This is a genomic window from Streptomyces sp. NPDC050448, assembly GCF_040655295.1.
Taxonomy (GTDB): Bacteria; Actinomycetota; Actinomycetes; order Streptomycetales; family Streptomycetaceae; genus Streptomyces.
The window spans coordinates 426246-441377 of sequence record NZ_JBFAJR010000002.1 but is presented as its reverse complement, the minus strand read 5'-3'; the positions used below and the strand labels follow the sequence as shown (position 1 = coordinate 441377).

Below are 15132 nucleotides of genomic sequence, written 5' to 3'. Positions count from 1 at the left end.
TCTCCCGATCGGGCCGGGCGGGCGCCGGCCGGGCTGGCGCCGGGCGGGCTCGCGCGGGGGGCCGGCGCCGCGCCCGGCCGGGGGCGCGGCCGCTCAGGGCCCGGCGCCCGGCTCCAGGATGACCAGGGGGATGTCGCGGGGGGCCGCCGCCGTTCGGTAGTCGTCGAAGAGGGGCCACAGGGCCGTCATCGCGGGCCAGTAGACGTCCCGCTCCATCGGGCAGGCCGTCCGGGCCGTGGCCCGGAAGACGGCCGCGCCGACCTGGAGGCGGACCTCCGGGTGGGCGCTCAGGTTCCGGTACCAGGCCGGGTGCTCCGGGGCGCCCCAGTCGGCCGCGAGCACGATGTGGCGGCCCGCGTCCTCGACGTAGATCAGCGGGGTCCGGGCGGTCCGGCCCGTGGTGCGGTCGACCGTGGTGAGCAGGAGCGTGGGGACCCCGTGCCAGAGGTGGCCGTCGAGTCCGCCGGTGGTCACGTAGTCCTGCACGTGGTCCCGTGCGCGGCCCGGCTTCGGGTCGGTGGGGTGGTCCCAGTCGATGGTGATCGTCTGCATGGCGGTGCCTCCGAGTCAGGCCCCCCGCGGTCAGACCCCCGCGAGACTTAACGATCCTTCACCGATTCTGGATGCGGTCGGCCACTCACCCCGCCCGTCTTTTTGCCCCGTGATCCACATCGGTGAAACTGTGGCCATGACAAGGGAGAAGACCGGCCGGATCATCGGCGCGACCTTCGGACTCGCCTTCGTCCAGGTGAACGCCGCCGCCCTGCCGACAGCCGCCGCCATCCCCTTGCGGGTGCTCGCGCTGATCGCCTTCCTGGCCGTGCTCCGCACGGTGCTTCGCAGCCCCGCGCCCCCGCTGGCCGCGGGCGGGGACACTGCGGCGCGGACGGACTTCGGACGGCGCTACCGGTACCTGGTGGGCGCCGAGGTGCTCGCCGGGACGGCCGGGATCATCGTCATCAACGACCTGCTGCACGCCCCGCACGCCATGGTCGCCTGGATCGCGCTCGTGGTCGGACTGCACTTCTTCGGGCTCGCGGCCGTCTGGCGGATGCCGTCGCTGAACCGGCTGGCCGCGGCGATGTCGGCGTGCGGCGCCGTGGGCCTGGTGCTGTGCGCCTGCGGTTCCTCCCAGGCGGCCGTCGCGGCGGTCGCGGGGATCGTTCCGGGAGCGCTGCTGCTCGGCTCGGTCCGGTGGAGCCTGCGCGCAGCCGCCGGGCCCGGCGCCCCCGCCGCCGCAGGCAGCGTTTCGTAGCAGCCGTTCGCAGCCGTTCGCAGCGGTCGACGTGCGGCCCCGGCCCGGGGCGCCGCCCCCGGCCGGGGCCACCAGCAGCTTTCGTGGCGCGGGGCCGCCCTCGCTACGGGAGGTAGCGCTCGATGACCGCCGGGCCCTCCTTCTCGATCAGCTGGCGCGCCTTCTCGAGCCGCTCCGGAGTCGGCTCCATGCCTTGCACCATCACGAGGTCCTCGGGGTCGTACGGCCGTTCCCCGCCGCTGTAGAGCTTGGCCGGCCGCTTGGGCTGCTGGTCCGATTCACTGTCCATCGGTTACCTCCTCGGAATGCCCCCGGTTCCCTCATCCTCCGGCGACATCGCCATGAACGCACCTCGGCCAGACCAGAACCGGCCAGGCCCGGCCCGCACGGTCCGCTAGGGGCTATCCGGCCCTGATCCGCCGGACACCCCCTAGGCCGAGGCGACGGCCGCCAGCGCCGTCACGGCGGCGATCCCGGCGCAGATGCCGAGGTTGACCGCCCGGTGCTCCCAGAACACGGCGACGAACTCGCGGAGGGTGGCGCTCGGCCAGAAGTACGTGGCGGTCGGGGATCCCAGCACCTGCCCGTTGACCCCGGCCACGCGGGCCGTCATCGCGGCCCGGAAGGCGTGGAAGTTGTTGGTGACGACCACGCAGCGGTAGCCGGGGTCGGCCTCGGCCATGATCGTGCGGCTGAACGCGAGGTTCTCCTTCGTGGTGCGGGAGCGGTCCTCGAGCCGTATCTGCTCCTCCGGGATCCCCTGCGCGATCAGCCAGTCGGCCATCGCCCGCGCCTCCGAGAGCTTCTCGTCCGTCCCCTGCCCGCCCGAGACCAGCAGCAGCGGCACCCGGCCGCCGCGGGCCACCTGGGCGGCGTGGATCTGCCGGCCCTTCTCCAGCCGGGAGGCCAGCAGCGGGGGCACCCGCTCGCCGCAGATGAGGCCGGAGCCCAGCATCACCACGTAGTCGACGTCGCCGCGCACCGTGATCCGTCCGTAGAGGAAGGCGTAGGCGAGGAAGCAGAGAAAGATGAAGGAGACGTAGCCGACGAGCGCGACCAGGCCCGCCACCATCGTGTCCACGACGCGGGAACCCCGGCCGGCCACCCCGAGGACCAGCGCGATCAGCGCGAAGATCCCGACGCCCGCCGCCATGGACAGCAGATTGGTCGGCCTGCGGCCTTCCTTGCGGACCATCGTCAGGCCGTTGCGGATCAGGTAGCCGCCGAGTACGAGCGTGCCGACCGTCGGCACGACCAGCACCAGCAGGACCGCGATCGCATCCAGCGGTGACGGCAGCTCAGGTATCTGGAACAGCAGGCCGATCGACCCGCATATCAAGGTGAGGCCCAGGAGGACGGCGTTCCGGAAGCGCCTGCGGTCCTCCCGCACACTCACGCAGAAGAGGGCGAAAAACAGCACGGCGGGGACAAAGGCGAGCATGCCGCCCATCGTAGGCGGACGGAGTGCGCCCCCAACGGCCGTGGTGCGGCGTCCTGCGGACCGGCTGGCCGGCCAGGACGTCCGTCCTGCGCCCGTCCCGCATCACGAACCGACCGTGGCAGCACGGGGGCCCGGCCCTCGTTCTCGCCGAAGTTCATGGTGGCGTGGGCGAGATGGAGCGCGCAGCCCGCCTCCCGGGCCAGCCCGACCATCTCGGCGTACGCGTCGAGCGCGCCGTGCCCGTACGAGCGGTGGTGCGGGCAGTAGTACCCGCCGTACGCATCCACCACCCGGCACAGCTCGGTCAGTTCGGCGCCGGACGCGTACATGCCGGGGGTGTGGGTGAGCCCGGAGGACATGCCGACCGCGCCCTGCGCGAGGCCCTCGGCGACGAGCGTGCGCATCCGGTCGAGCTCGGCGGGCGGCCCTCGTGGACGCCCACGTCCGCGGTGTACGAGGGCCCGCCCGTGCCGTCGACGACGCGGGCCCCGCGGACCACCAGGTCCACCGGCGCGGCTAGAAGAAGGTCCGGACGTAGTCGGTGACCGTGCCGTCGGCCTCGACGACCGGGATCAGCGGCCACTTCTCGAAGATCGTGCAGGGGTGGGACATGCCCAGCGCCACCCAGTCGCCGACGTTCACGTCGTCGGCGGAGCCGGTCTCCAGCCAGGCGTGCTGGTCCGACAGTTTGACCACGCTGATGCCGGTGGCCGGGCGCTCCTCGCCGGTGAGGGCGTCGCGGACCAGCTCGGCCTCCGGCAGCCCCAGGTCGTAGGCGACGTCGCGCTTGCCCGCATTGACGAACGCCTGCGTGGGGGAGGGGCGGGAGACGACCTGGGTCCAGAGCCGGAAGGCGGGGCGCAGTCCGCCCTCCTCCGGGACGCGGTTGAAGGGGGTGAGCCGGGTGTACCAGCCGTGGTCGTGGGAGACGTACGCGCCGGAGCGCAGCAGCCGCAGCGTGGGTCGGGACAGCTCCGGGAGCTCGGCGAACACGTCGGCGACGGCGTCGAACCAGGCGGAGCCGCCGGCGCTGACGACGATCTCCTCGAGCTCGGGGGCGAACCGCCCGTCCCGGTCGAACTCGACGGCGAGGGCGGTCATCCGGCGCAGGTACGCGTGGACGGAGTCCGGGTCGGCGCCGGGGACCTCGGCCTCGTACCCGGCGATGCCGACGAGGCGCAGGGAGGCGGCCTCGGCCACGGCGTCGGCGACGGCCCGGCAGTCCTCGTCGGTCCGCGCACCGGTACGGGCGCCCTCGCCCGCGCCGAGCTCGATGACGACGTCGACGACCTGGGGCTGCCCCTGCAGCGCCCGGTCCATGAGCCGGACGCCGCGTACGGAGTCGACGTAGCAGACGAAGCGGAAGCCGGGGTCGGCGGCGAGCTCGGCGGCGACCCAGCGCAGGGCGGCCGGATCGACGAGCTCGTTGGCCAGGAAGATCCGCTGGATGCCGAAGGCGCGGTAGACGCGGGCCTGGTGGGGGACCGCGGCGGTGATGCCCCAGGCGCCGTGTTCGAGCTGGCGCTGGAACAGCTGCGGCGCCATGCAGGTCTTGCCGTGCGGGGCGAAGGCGAGGCCGTGGCGGGCGGCGTACGCACCGAGGGCGGTGAGGTTGTGCTCCAGCGCATCGGCGTCGAGCGTGAGGACGGGGGTGGTGAACCCGCCGGTGTAGAGGTCCCGCTTCTCGGCGGCGAGCTGCCCGACGGTGAGGGAGGCCCGTTCGGCGTCGGGGGGCAGCCCCTTGAAGCGGTGGTCGACCGGTTCGTCGGCGAGCCGTCGTACTGCGTCGCTGCCCATGCGGAATCCTCCTCGCGTTGCATTCACTGCAACGGCCGTTGCGGTATCTGGCGCTTGCTGTCTAGCATCCTCGATGACGATGGGTCAACGCCGTCCCGCGCAGCGGCAGCGGGCGGGACGAAGGGACATGGCGTGAGCCAGTCGGTGGAGCGGGCTCTCCGGATCATGCCGCTGCTGGCGAAGGGCCCGGCGGGCCTCGGCGAGGTGGCCGAGGAGCTCGGCGTGCACAAGAGCACGGCCCTGCGGCTGCTGCGCACCCTGCACGAGCACGGATTCGTCTACCGGCAGCCGGACGGCTGCTACCGGCTGGGGGCGCAGCTCTTCGCGCTCGCCGCGCAGGCCCTCGAGAACGTGGACGTCCGCGCCGTCGCCCACCCCCACCTCGTCGAGCTGGGCAGGCTCACCGGGCACACCGTGCACCTCGCGCTCCACCAGGACGACGAGGTCGTCTACATCGACAAGGTCGAGAGCCGCCACCCCGTCCGGATGTACTCCCGCATCGGCAAGCCCGTGCCGCTCACCGTCGCCGCCGTCGCGAAGCTGCTGCTCGCCGACCTCCCCGAGACGGAGCGCCGCAGCCTCGCCGAGCGCATCGACTACCCCCGCTACACCGCCCGCTCCACCCCCGACGCACAGGCCTTCCTGCGCGAGCTGGCCCTCGTACGGGAACAGGGCTGGGCCACCGACCTGGGCGGGCACGAGGAGTCGGTCAACTGCGTCGGCGCGCCCGTGCACGGGCCGGACGGGCGGGTCGTCGCCGCGCTGTCCGTCTCCGCGCCCAGCGTGGTCGTCACCGCCGAGGGGCTGCTCGAACTGCTGCCCCTGGTCCTGCGCACCGCCGACACCGTCAGCCGGGAGTACTCCGGCTCCCCGCAGAAGGACGACACCCCGTGACCGAGAAGACCGCCATCACGCCCGGCACCCACACCACCCCGCCCGCGAAGTTCTCGCACGGCGTGCGCAAGGGAACATTGCCGAAAGGGCGCCCCCCTGGCGGTAGGGCGCCCCGGGACCGGCCGGCCGTCAGACGCAGTACTGCGACTGCTTGCCGATCGAGCGGTACATGCAGTCCGCGTTCTCCAGCAGTTGCAGGACGGCGTCGCGGTTGCGTGCCGTCTCGCGGTCGATCACCTCGTCCGGCGGGTAGAAGCCGCCCCCGCCGCCGGTGTCGGACGGGTACATCTCGAAGGTGTAGGCGAAGATCTTCTGGTTGCCCCACAGCCAGTCGTCGATCGTCCCGTCCGTGATGTAAAGGTCGCTCGACTGCTCCGGGGTGTAGCCGTTGCTGGTGGCCATGCTCGTGCCGATGGTCTTGTACACGGCGAGGTCGTCGGCGGTCATGCCCGGCGCAGTGTCGTCGTACGTCCAGCCGAACGGCCACAGCACCAGCTCGCTGTACGTGTGGAAGTCGATGGCGGCGGTGATCTGCTGCTTGCCGCCGACCACGCGGCTGCGGACGAAGTCCGCGACCACCTTCACCTCGGGGGCCGACTCGCCGGCCGCGCCGCGGTAGGTCTCGGAGCTCTTGCTGCTGCTCGAGCCGCCGCAGCAGCCCCACTTGTAGTCCCAGTTCCGGTTCTCGTCGGTGCCGACGTACGAGGAGCCGGAGTTCGGCTGGCGGTTCTTGCGCCAGGAGCGGTAGGAGCCGGTCGCGATGTCGTACTCGCCGCCGTCCGGGTTGACGTCCGGCACGATCCAGATCTCGCGGCTGTTGACCATGTTGGTGATCCGCGGGTCGGTGCCGTACTTGGAGCCGAACTCCTTGAGCAGGTAGAGAGCCATCTCGACGGTCAGGTGCTCGCGCGCGTGCTGGTGGTGCGTGAAGAGCACCTCGGGCTCGTTCTCGTCGGTCGCTACGTTGTCGCTGATCTTGATGGCGACGATGTCCCGGCCCTGGAACGACTTTCCGATCACCTTCTTGCTCATGATCGAGGGGTACTGCGCGATGCGCTGGTCGATCTCCGCGGTCGCCTCGGCGTAGTTGTGGTACATCGAGTCCTTGGACGGGAAGTCCATCGGGCTCGCCGCGACGCCCCGTTCGGAGCGGTCCGGCGGCCCGGGCAGCGCGGTCAGCTTGTACCCGAGCGCCCGCAGGGCCTTGGCCTGCATGGGGTCGGCGCTGACGACGACCGAGCGGGCGTCGACCTCGTCGATCGAGACCCCCGTACGGAGCAGGGCCGTCCGCTCGGCCGCCGTGGACGGGCCCTTGATCTCGTACTGGACGATGGCCTCGTCCTGGGTGGCGGTCGACGGGGCGGGCGGTGGGGCCGCCGTCGCGCTCATGCCGTAGGCGGGTGCGCCGAGCGCGAGAGCGAGCAGGGCCGCCGTGACGGCGGCCCTGCGTCGTGTGTGGAGCCGCATGCGTTCTCCTCGGTGGGAGTGTGGGGGTAGCCGTGCGGACGCGCACAGCGTGCTCTTGTGGCATGTCCCGGTCAAGAATTGCAATTCGGCCAAAACGCCGGGACGGCCACCCCCACACGTACCGCCTAGGGCAGGCTGTGAACCTTCGGACCCACCGCGTTGGACCAAGCGCCACCCGCCGTGGCGTCCCAGTTGGTCGACCAGGTCATCGCACCGCGCAGCCCCGGGTAGGTCCTCGAGGGCTTGAAGGATCCGCAGTTCGCGCCCCTGGCCAGACAGTCCAGGGCGTTGTTCACGACGGTCGGGGAGACGTAGCCGCTGCCCGCGCCGCTCGGCGAGGCCGGGACGCCGATGCCCACCTGCGACGGGTCGAGGCCGCCCTCCAGCTGGATGCAGGCCAGCGCGGTGAGGAAGTCCACCGAGCCCTGCGAGTAGACCTTGCCGTCGCAGCCGTTCATCGAGCCGCTGTTGTAGTACTGCATGTTGACGACGGTGAGGATGTCCTTGATGTTCAGCGCCGTCTTGAAGTAGCCGCCCGCCGTCGACTGCATGTCGATGGTCTGCGGGGCCATCGTGATGACGAGCGAGGAACCCGCCTTGGCGGACAGTGAGCGCAGCGCCTGCGTCATGTATGTCGGGTTGAGGCCGTTCTCCAGGTCGATGTCGATCCCGCTGAAGCCGTACTCCTGCATCAGCGCGTACGCCGAATTCGCCAGGTTGTTCGCGGAGGCCGGGTCGTTGACCGAGATGGTGCCCTTCTCGCCGCCGATGGAGAGGATGACCGACGTGCCGGCCGCCTTCTTCGCGGCGATGTCCGCCTTGAACTGCGCGGCCGTGTAGCCGCCGAGGCCGGCCGAGTCGAGGGTGAAGGCGATGGCCCCGGGCGTGGTCGTGGCGTCGGCGAAGGAGACCGCGATGATGTCGTACTGGGGCGACACGTCGGAGATCTTCTGGACGGCCGCGCCGTTGTTGAAGTTCTGCCAGTAGCCGGTCAGTGCGTGCCGGGGGACCGAGGGGTTCGGGTCCGGGTTCCCGCCGCCGGCCGTCGTGCCGGTCACCGCCGCCGACTTCGGGCCCTCGCCCGCCGCGTTGTACGCGCTCACCTGGAAGGAGTACGAGGTGGCGGCGGCCAGCCCGGTGATCTGCGCGGGGGAGCCGGACGCGGTTCGGACGCGGACGCCGTCCTGGTAGACGTGGTAGCCGGTGGCCCCGCCGACTGCGTTCCACGAAAGGGTGAGCCCGTTCGCGCTCTGGCCGGAAACGGCGGTACCGGCCGGGGCGCCGGGGACGGAGGGGCCGGGGTCGGTGCCGCCGCCCCCGTCCGGGCCGAAGACGCCGAAGTCGTCGACGACGTAGGCGGGCTGTCCGTACCAGCCGTGCGTCCACACGGTGACCTGGGTGGTGTTCGGGCCCGTGGTGAAGGTGGCCGACAGCTTCTGCCAGCCGCCGCCCGAGCCGGGGGTCCAGGTGGACACGTCCTGCGTGCCGGTCCCGGTCGCACCGAGGTACACGTACGAGCCCTGCACCTGCTCGCTGAGCGTGTACGTCGAGTTCGGCTTGACCGTGACGGTCTGACTGCACTGCGCGTCGTCCTGGCCCGCCGGTGTGCCCTTGAGGGCGCCGGACCCGGCGTACACGGGCGAGGGGACGACGGCGCCGCCCCCGGAGGTGCAAGTCCAGCCGGCGAGACCGGACTCGAAGCCTCCGTTGCGGGCGACGTTGACGTCGGCGGCCTGCGCGGTGCCGGTGGTGAGGGCGGTCAGGCCGCCTGCGGCGAGGGCGGCGGCGCCCAGGAGGGCGAGCGGGCGTATGCGGTTCACGTGGTCTCCGTGGGGGGAGAAGGGGATGTGAAGGGGGTGGTGGGACAGGTGGAGAAACGCCTCGGGGCGTACGTGGGGGAACCCCGATGGACACGTTGCCGTGGTGGCCCCAAGTTGGTCCAGACCAATCTCCGTGTCAAGGCTCTTTGCAATGTGGCTTGAATCGATCGGGCCTCCGATCCCGGTTGTCCGGGTTTCCCGCCACCTGTGACAGGCGCTCGCAGCACGGGAATTCCCAAGGCCCTGCCCTGCCAGGGACGACGCGGATATGGTGCTGGGGCAAGGGGGAAGGGCACCGATCGTTTGCGGTCGCGCAGGGGTGCGCGGACGTGGCGGCGGTGCCGACGTATGGGGCGTACGGGGTGAACAGGGGGATTCGCGTGCCGACCGCCATTGCCGTCACCAGCGCCGATCTGGTGCTGCCGGCCCCTGACCGGCACACGCCGCCGGCCGTCGTGCTGCACCCGCCGGGACAGCTCGACCTGGCGGGCGCGCTCGCCGAGACGAGCGCCCTGCTGGAGCGCCACGGCCATCTCGTGGCCGTCGTACCGCCCTGGCTGCCGACGGCGACCGTCCAGCGGCTGCACACGGTGCGGTCCATCCTCGAAACCGACCGGATCGCGCTCCTCGACATCGATCTGCCCCCGCTGGCCACGGCCCTGCTGGTACGTCAGCTGCGCCAGCTCAGCGTCTGCGACTTCAGCCCCGGGGTCATCGCCTCCGCGGCCCGGCTGCTGTCCCACTACATCTACGCGGGAGCGCTGCTGGGCTCCGTCGCCAAACTGGACCGGGTCGCCGTCGGCCTCAAGGCCCACGCGCGCTCGTGGTCGCCGACCGCGCAGTTCGCCGTACTGGCCCACCCGACCCCGCACCTGGCCAAGCTGGGCGGCTCCGGCGGCGGGGCCCACGGAGGGCGCGGCGGGGGCGGGCGCGGCGGGGGCGCCGCGCTGCCGCCCGGCCCCGAGTTCGCCACCCACCTCACCTTCGCCCGCGGCCAGCTCGCCTCCGACTGGGTGGCGGCCGAACTCGCCCCCGCCTGGCGGGTCCAGGGCGTGATGGAGAACCCGCTCCCGGCCGACTCGCCCGCCTGGTGGGCCACGGCGAAGCTCGTGGAATTCGCCGCCGCCATCCCGGACCTGTCCGTGCTCTACCAGCTGGTCGCCTCCGTCCGGCGCGAGCAGTGCCACTGGTGCGGCCTCGAGCTCATCGGCGACCGCTGCGGCTTCTGCGCCGCACCGCTGGCCGCACCGCCGCCGGCCGAGGACGGGGGCGGCCGGACGGCATCCCCGTTCGCCGGCTCCGCCTCCGCGGGTTCCCCCGGACCAAGACACTGACCGGCCCGAACGAACGAAGAACGGCGAGGTAGTACGGTCCATGAACTCACGCCAGCGCCGCGGCGTCATCCTGCTGATCCTGTCGGTCCTGTGCGCCCTCGCGGCGTTCGGCGGGGTCCTCGTGGTGATCGGCGACGTCAATTCCAAGGTCGGGGCCGAGGTCGTCGCCTACCGCGCCAAGGGCGACATCGCGCCGTACAGCCCGCTGTCGGCGGGCCAGTTCGAGGAAGTCTCCATTCCCAAGCGCTGGCTGTCCGACACCGCCGTCACCGACCTCGGGCAGCTCAAGGACAAGATCGCGCTCACCACCCTGCGCAAGGGCTCGCTGCTCCAGGCGGACATGTTCGTCGACAAGCCGCAGCTCCAGCCCGGGGAACAGGAGATCGCCATCATGATCGACGCGGCGACCGGCGTGGCCGGCAAGATCTACTCCGGGGCCAAGGTCAACATCATCGCCACCTTCAAGGGCGCGAAGGACACTGAGCCCTCGCGGTCGGTGATCATCGTGGCCAACGCCCGCGTCCTGAACGTCGGCAAGCTCACCGCCCTCGACAAGGACAGCGACAAGAAGGGCCCCGCCGAGGCGGTCCCGATCACCTTCGCCCTGAACACCAAGGACACCCAGCGCGTCGCGTACGCCGAGTCCTTCGCGGAGCACGTACGCCTGGCCCTGGTGGCCCCCGGCACCGACTCCGCGCCCGGCGCGGGCGACCGCACGTACACCCTCGACGGGGACAAGTGAGGCCCGGATGACCACCCGAATCCTCCCCGCGGCCGGCGACCCGGACGCCGCCCGCGCCATCTCCACCCTCCTCAGCCAGCTCCCGGCCGCCGAGCCGGGCGCCCCGGTCCCCGACTCCACCGCACTGCTGGACACCCTGGGGCGGCTGGCCGCCGAGTCCATCGACGAACTGCCCGAGGTGGTCCTCGTCCACGAGCGGATCGGCCCGGTGCCCGCGCTCGACCTCATCCGCGAGGTCGCGCTCCGCTTCCCGGCGGTGGGTGTGGTGCTGGTGTCCTCGGACGCGGGCCCGGCGCTGTTCTCCGCCGCCATGGACTCGGGCGCGCGGGGTCTGATCGGGCTGCCGCTCGCGTACGAGGAACTCGCCGCCCGCGTCCAGTCCGCCGCCCAGTGGTCCGTGGGCGTACGCCGCCACCTGGGCCGGGGAGCCGACGTGTTCACCGGCCCCGGCGGCAAGGTGGTCACCGTCACCGGAGCCAAGGGCGGCGTCGGCACCACCTTCACCGCCGTGCAGTTCGCGCTGGCCGCGGCCGCCTCGGGGCGGCGTACGGCCCTGGTCGACATGGACCTCCAGGCCGGCGACGTCGGCTCGTACCTCGACGTGCAGTTCCGGCGCTCCATCGCCGACCTCGCCGGGATCCAGGACATCTCGCCGCGGGTGCTCCAGGACGCGGTGTACGACGACCGGACCGGGCTGGCACTGCTGCTGGCCCCGGCGGACGGCGAGCGGGGCGAGGAGGTCGACGAACGGGCCGCCCGGCACATCGTCGGCGCCCTGCGCAGCCGGTACGAGCTGGTCGTCATCGACTGCGGCACCCAGGTGACGGGCGCCAACGCGGCCGCGGTGGAGATGGCCGACGTGGCCGTCCTGGTCACCACCCCGGACGTGGTCTCCGTACGGGCGGCGAAGCGGCTGGTCCGGATGTGGGAGCGGCTCCAGGTCCGCAAGGCGGAGGACACCGCGATGGTGGTCAACCGCTGGAGCAAGCACACGGAGATCCAGCCCTCGCTGATCGAGAAGATCACGAAGACCCGGGCCACCCGGACCCCGGTGCCGGCGGCCTTCAAGGAGCTCCAGGCCGTCGTGGACGCGGGACGGGTGCAGGACCTCGACAACCGCTCCAGCGTGAAGCAGGCCCTGTGGACCCTGGCGGGAGAACTGGGCCTGCTGACACCCCCGGCCTCGGCAGAGCCGCAGGACGCGCCCGCGGGGACACCGGGCGCGGCCCTGGCGGTACGGCCCTCCGGCCCGGTGGCACGCCTGCGGGGCGGCGACCGGGGCGCGGCGGGCCCCTGGCTGCGCCGCGGCCGGGAGGGCTGACGCGTGCCCGCGCGCAGACCCGTCCGCGCCGGTGCCGCCCGGGGCGATCGCGGGCAGGTGGCGATCGAGTTCGTCGGCATGGTGCCGCTGATCCTGCTGCTCGTGGCGGCGGTGTGGGAGTGCGTCCTGATCGGGTACGCGTTCTCCCTGGCGGGCAACGCGGCGGACGAGGCGGCGCGGGCGGGGGCGGTGCACGGTGGCGGGGCGTGCGATGCCGCTGCGCGTCGGCACGTCGGGGGCGCCTGGACCATGCGCGTGAGATGCGATCCGTCGGGCGACGTCTACAAGGCGACCGTGGAGCTCAACCTCCCGGTCTTCTTCCCGGGCCTGGACATCGGTACCCCCATCACGGGTGTGGGCGGCTCGTCGAACGAGAAGGAGAAGGAGTGACATGAACCGGCACCGGAATTGGCGCTCCGCGAACAAGGACCAGGGCCAAGTGGCCCTGGAGTACATCGGGTTCATTCCCATTCTGCTGTTCGTCGCGCTGTGCGGGATCCAGCTCGGCTGGGTCGGCTACGTCCACCAGCAGGCCGAGACCGCTGCCCGCACCGCCGCACGCGTGGAGGCCCGCAAGCCGGGCGCCGGGTCGGCGGCGGGCGCGGCGGCCATCAGCTCCGGCCTCGACGCGACGGTCGACGTGGCCTCGGGCCCCGACGCGGTCACCGCGAGGGTCACGATCCCGATCAAGTCCATCGTGCCCGGCCTCTCCATCGACCCGGCCAAGGCCACGGCGATCATGCCCAACGACGACCCGAAGGTGACCGGACCATGAGTTTGCGTTCCCGGGTCAGCACCCCCGACGACCGGCACAGCCCCCGCGAGGACGGCCGGCTGGTCTCCGCGTACCGGGCGAAGCTGCTGGAGGAGATCGACCTCGCCGAGATGTCGGCGCTCGCGCCCGCCGAGCGCCGGGCCCGGCTCGAGCGCGTACTCGGCCACATCATCAGCCGCGAGGGGCCGGTGCTCTCCACCGTCGAGCGGGCGCAGCTGATCCGCCGGGTCGTGGACGAGGCGCTCGGCCTCGGTGTGCTCGAACCGCTCCTCGAAGACCCCTCGATCTCCGAGATCATGGTCAACGGCCCGGACCAGATCTTCGTCGAGCGCGCCGGCCGGGTGGAGCAACTCCCCCTGCGCTTCGCCTCGCACGACCAGCTGATGCAGACCATCGAGCGCATCGTCTCCACCGTCAACCGCCGTGTGGACGAGGCCAATCCGATGGTCGACGCCCGCCTCCCCAGCGGCGAGCGCGTCAACGTGATCATCCCGCCGCTGTCCCTGACCGGGGCCACCCTCACGATCCGCCGCTTCCCGCGCGCGTTCACCCTGCACGAGATGATCGGCCTCGGCTCGCTGGACGAACAGATGCTCCTGCTGCTGTCCGGTCTGGTCCAGGCGAAGATGAACGTCATCGTGTCGGGGGCCACCGGCACCGGGAAGACCACGCTCCTCAACGCCCTCTCCGGCCTGATCCCGGAGGGCGAGCGGATCATCACCATCGAGGACTCGGCGGAGCTCCAGCTCCAGCAGGCGCACGTCATCCGCCTCGAGTCCCGCCCGGCGAACGTGGAGGGCAAGGGCCGGATCACCATCCGCGACCTCGTACGCAACTCCCTGCGCATGCGCCCCGACCGCATCATCGTCGGCGAGGTCCGTGGCGGCGAGACCCTCGACATGCTCCAGGCGATGTCGACCGGCCACGACGGCTCCCTGGCCACCGTCCACGCGAACAGCGCCGAGGACGCCCTGATGCGCCTCCAGACCCTCGCCTCGATGTCCGAGGTGGAAGTCCCCTTCGAGGCCCTCCAGGACCAGATCAACAGCGCGGTGAACGTGGTCGTCCAGCTGACCCGCTTCGGCGACGGCTCGCGCCGCGTCACGGAGATCTCCATCCTCGACTCGCACGGCCGCGAGCCCTTCCGCATCACCACCGTCTGCCGGTTCGCCGCCCAGCCGATGGGCGCCGACGGCCGCGTCCACGGCTACTTCGAGTACTACCCGCTGCCGCGCCGGATCGCGGACCGCCTCTACATGAACAACCAGCCGATCCCGCAGGCCTTCGGGGTCGCCGTGTCCGACGACCAGCTCGCCACCCGCATCTCCCGGACAGCCCTGTGAACCCACTGATCCTCCTCACCCTCGGCGCCACGCTGCTGGCCTGCGTCCTCGTGGTCGCGGGCGTCCACGCCTACGCCGCCGGCCGCGCCCAGCGCGCCGCCCTCATCGAACGCCTCGCCACGGACGGCGCACCGGAGCCGGCGGGCCGCAGGCGCCGCTTCCCCGGCGTGGACCGGCGCCTGCGCAAGACCGCGCTCGGCAAGCGGATCGAGGTGAAGCTGGCCGTGACCGGCCTGGACCTCACCCCCGGCGAGTTCTTCGTCTACATGCTGATGTCCGTCGCCGGCGTATGGCTCGTCGCGGCGAGCTTCCTGGCCCCGTTCTTCGGCCCGGTGGCCGGCCTGATCGGCCTGTGGGCGGCGAACGCCTTCCTCAACTGGCAGCGGGCACGCCGTACCGAACGGTTCATCAACCAGCTCCCCGAGCTAGCCCGCATCCTCGCCAATGCCACCCAGGCCGGGCTGGCGCTGCGTACGGCCATCGCCATAGCGGCCGAGGAGCTCGAGGCCCCGGCCGGCGAGGAGCTCGCGCGCGTCGCCGACCGCCTCGCCGTCGGCCACTCCATCGAGGACTCGCTCGGCGAGATCGCGCAGCGGCTTCCCTCCCGGGAACTGGTCGTGCTCGTCTCCACCCTCGTCCTGTCCGCGCGGGCGGGCGGCGCGATCGTCGGCAGCCTGCGCAACCTCACCGTCACGCTGGAGCAGCGCAAGGAGACGCGGCGCGAGATCCGCACCCAGCTGTCCCAGGTGACCGTGACGGCCTATCTGGTGCCGGCGATCGGACTCGGCTCGCTGCTGCTGGTGAACGTGATGATGCCGGGCGCGCTGGACCGGATGACCGGCGCGTTCATCGGCCAGACGGCGGTGCTGGTGGCGATCGGGCTCTTCACGCTCGGCTTCGTCCTGATCCGCCGCCTCTCGAAGATCGACGTCTGAGGGGGCGA

The 15132-nt window shown here is 72.0% G+C and carries 15 protein-coding genes and 1 pseudogene; 9 read left to right on the top strand and 7 right to left on the bottom strand.

Translation table 11 applies throughout. The features are described 5' to 3' along the window. Positions 1–93: 93 nt before the first annotated feature. Positions 94–552, bottom strand: a complete 459-nt coding sequence (locus tag AB0I68_RS04840) for a nitroreductase family deazaflavin-dependent oxidoreductase (RefSeq protein WP_363175726.1) — start codon at positions 550–552, stop codon at positions 94–96. A gap of 136 nt (positions 553–688) precedes the next feature. On the opposite strand from AB0I68_RS04840, the gene AB0I68_RS04835 reads away from it, so the two are divergent. Beyond that, on the top strand, positions 689–1255 hold the full coding sequence (locus tag AB0I68_RS04835) for a hypothetical protein (RefSeq protein ID WP_363175725.1): 567 nt from the start codon (positions 689–691) through the stop codon (positions 1253–1255). Between the two features lie 103 nt (positions 1256–1358). On the opposite strand, the gene AB0I68_RS04830 is transcribed toward AB0I68_RS04835, so the two are convergent. From AB0I68_RS04830 to AB0I68_RS04815, 4 genes and pseudogenes are all read right to left on the bottom strand, one after another. Continuing rightward, the gene (locus tag AB0I68_RS04830) at positions 1359–1544 is read right to left on the bottom strand and encodes a hypothetical protein (protein ID WP_363175724.1); all 186 of its coding nucleotides are present in this window, start codon (positions 1542–1544) and stop codon (positions 1359–1361) included. 141 nt (positions 1545–1685) lie between these two features. After that, positions 1686–2696 (bottom strand): YdcF family protein, encoded by a 1011-nt coding sequence (locus AB0I68_RS04825; RefSeq protein ID WP_363175723.1) that lies wholly within the window; start codon positions 2694–2696, stop codon positions 1686–1688. Positions 2697–2821: 125 nt separating this feature from the next. Beyond that, a pseudogene (locus AB0I68_RS04820) lies at positions 2822–3118 on the bottom strand (D-aminoacylase); the annotation flags it as partial. 94 nt (positions 3119–3212) lie between these two features. Continuing rightward, positions 3213–4493: an amino acid deaminase gene (locus AB0I68_RS04815; RefSeq protein WP_363175722.1), complete on the bottom strand. Its 1281-nt coding sequence runs from the start codon at positions 4491–4493 to the stop codon at positions 3213–3215. Positions 4494–4625: 132 nt separating this feature from the next. Between AB0I68_RS04815 and AB0I68_RS04810 the strand changes: the two genes are divergently transcribed. Next, positions 4626–5387 carry an IclR family transcriptional regulator gene (locus AB0I68_RS04810; RefSeq protein ID WP_363175721.1) on the top strand — a complete coding sequence of 254 codons (762 nt, stop codon included), beginning with the start codon at positions 4626–4628 and terminating at the stop codon, positions 5385–5387. Between the two features lie 129 nt (positions 5388–5516). On the opposite strand, the gene AB0I68_RS04805 is transcribed toward AB0I68_RS04810, so the two are convergent. Beyond that, entirely contained in the window at positions 5517–6854 is a 1338-nt protein-coding gene (locus AB0I68_RS04805; protein WP_363175720.1) for a M14 family metallopeptidase, read from the bottom strand. A 125-nt stretch (positions 6855–6979) separates the two neighbouring features. Beyond that, entirely contained in the window at positions 6980–8674 is a 1695-nt protein-coding gene (locus AB0I68_RS04800) for a glycoside hydrolase family 18 protein (RefSeq protein WP_363175719.1), read from the bottom strand. A gap of 380 nt (positions 8675–9054) precedes the next feature. On the opposite strand from AB0I68_RS04800, the gene AB0I68_RS04795 reads away from it, so the two are divergent. The 7 genes from AB0I68_RS04795 to AB0I68_RS04765 are packed head-to-tail and all read left to right on the top strand — an operon-like array spanning position 9055 to position 15124. Beyond that, positions 9055–10008, top strand: a complete 954-nt coding sequence (locus AB0I68_RS04795) for a hypothetical protein (protein WP_363175718.1) — start codon at positions 9055–9057, stop codon at positions 10006–10008. 40 nt (positions 10009–10048) lie between these two features. Further along, positions 10049–10750, top strand: coding sequence for a Flp pilus assembly protein CpaB (gene cpaB / locus AB0I68_RS04790; protein WP_363175717.1), 702 nt, complete (start codon positions 10049–10051; stop codon positions 10748–10750). 7 nt (positions 10751–10757) lie between these two features. Beyond that, on the top strand, positions 10758–12071 hold the full coding sequence (locus AB0I68_RS04785) for an AAA family ATPase (RefSeq protein WP_363175716.1): 1314 nt from the start codon (positions 10758–10760) through the stop codon (positions 12069–12071). A gap of 3 nt (positions 12072–12074) precedes the next feature. Then, positions 12075–12461, top strand: coding sequence for a TadE/TadG family type IV pilus assembly protein (locus AB0I68_RS04780; protein ID WP_363175715.1), 387 nt, complete (start codon positions 12075–12077; stop codon positions 12459–12461). Position 12462: 1 nt separating this feature from the next. After that, positions 12463–12846 (top strand): TadE/TadG family type IV pilus assembly protein, encoded by a 384-nt coding sequence (locus AB0I68_RS04775; protein WP_363175714.1) that lies wholly within the window; start codon positions 12463–12465, stop codon positions 12844–12846. Next, positions 12843–14189 carry a CpaF family protein gene (locus tag AB0I68_RS04770; protein ID WP_363175713.1) on the top strand — a complete coding sequence of 449 codons (1347 nt, stop codon included), beginning with the start codon at positions 12843–12845 and terminating at the stop codon, positions 14187–14189. Before AB0I68_RS04775 ends, AB0I68_RS04770 begins: the two co-directional genes overlap by 4 nt. After that, positions 14186–15124 carry a type II secretion system F family protein gene (locus AB0I68_RS04765; protein WP_363175712.1) on the top strand — a complete coding sequence of 313 codons (939 nt, stop codon included), beginning with the start codon at positions 14186–14188 and terminating at the stop codon, positions 15122–15124. The genes AB0I68_RS04770 and AB0I68_RS04765 overlap by 4 nt, the downstream gene beginning before the upstream one ends. Positions 15125–15132: the final 8 nt, after the last annotated feature.

Bases quoted from the DNA above. Each gene is read 5' to 3' on its own strand.
- AB0I68_RS04840 (WP_363175726.1), bottom strand. From the start codon at position 552: ATGCAGACGATCACCATCGACTGGGACCACCCCACCGACCCGAAGCCG.
- AB0I68_RS04835 (WP_363175725.1), top strand. From the start codon at position 689: ATGACAAGGGAGAAGACCGGCCGGATCATCGGCGCGACCTTCGGACTC.
- AB0I68_RS04830 (WP_363175724.1), bottom strand. From the start codon at position 1,544: ATGGACAGTGAATCGGACCAGCAGCCCAAGCGGCCGGCCAAGCTCTAC.
- AB0I68_RS04825 (WP_363175723.1), bottom strand. From the start codon at position 2,696: ATGCTCGCCTTTGTCCCCGCCGTGCTGTTTTTCGCCCTCTTCTGCGTG.
- AB0I68_RS04815 (WP_363175722.1), bottom strand. From the start codon at position 4,493: ATGGGCAGCGACGCAGTACGACGGCTCGCCGACGAACCGGTCGACCAC.
- AB0I68_RS04805 (WP_363175720.1), bottom strand. From the start codon at position 6,854: ATGCGGCTCCACACACGACGCAGGGCCGCCGTCACGGCGGCCCTGCTC.
- cpaB (WP_363175717.1), top strand. From the start codon at position 10,049: ATGAACTCACGCCAGCGCCGCGGCGTCATCCTGCTGATCCTGTCGGTC.
- AB0I68_RS04785 (WP_363175716.1), top strand. From the start codon at position 10,758: ATGACCACCCGAATCCTCCCCGCGGCCGGCGACCCGGACGCCGCCCGC.
- AB0I68_RS04775 (WP_363175714.1), top strand. From the start codon at position 12,463: ATGAACCGGCACCGGAATTGGCGCTCCGCGAACAAGGACCAGGGCCAA.
- AB0I68_RS04770 (WP_363175713.1), top strand. From the start codon at position 12,843: ATGAGTTTGCGTTCCCGGGTCAGCACCCCCGACGACCGGCACAGCCCC.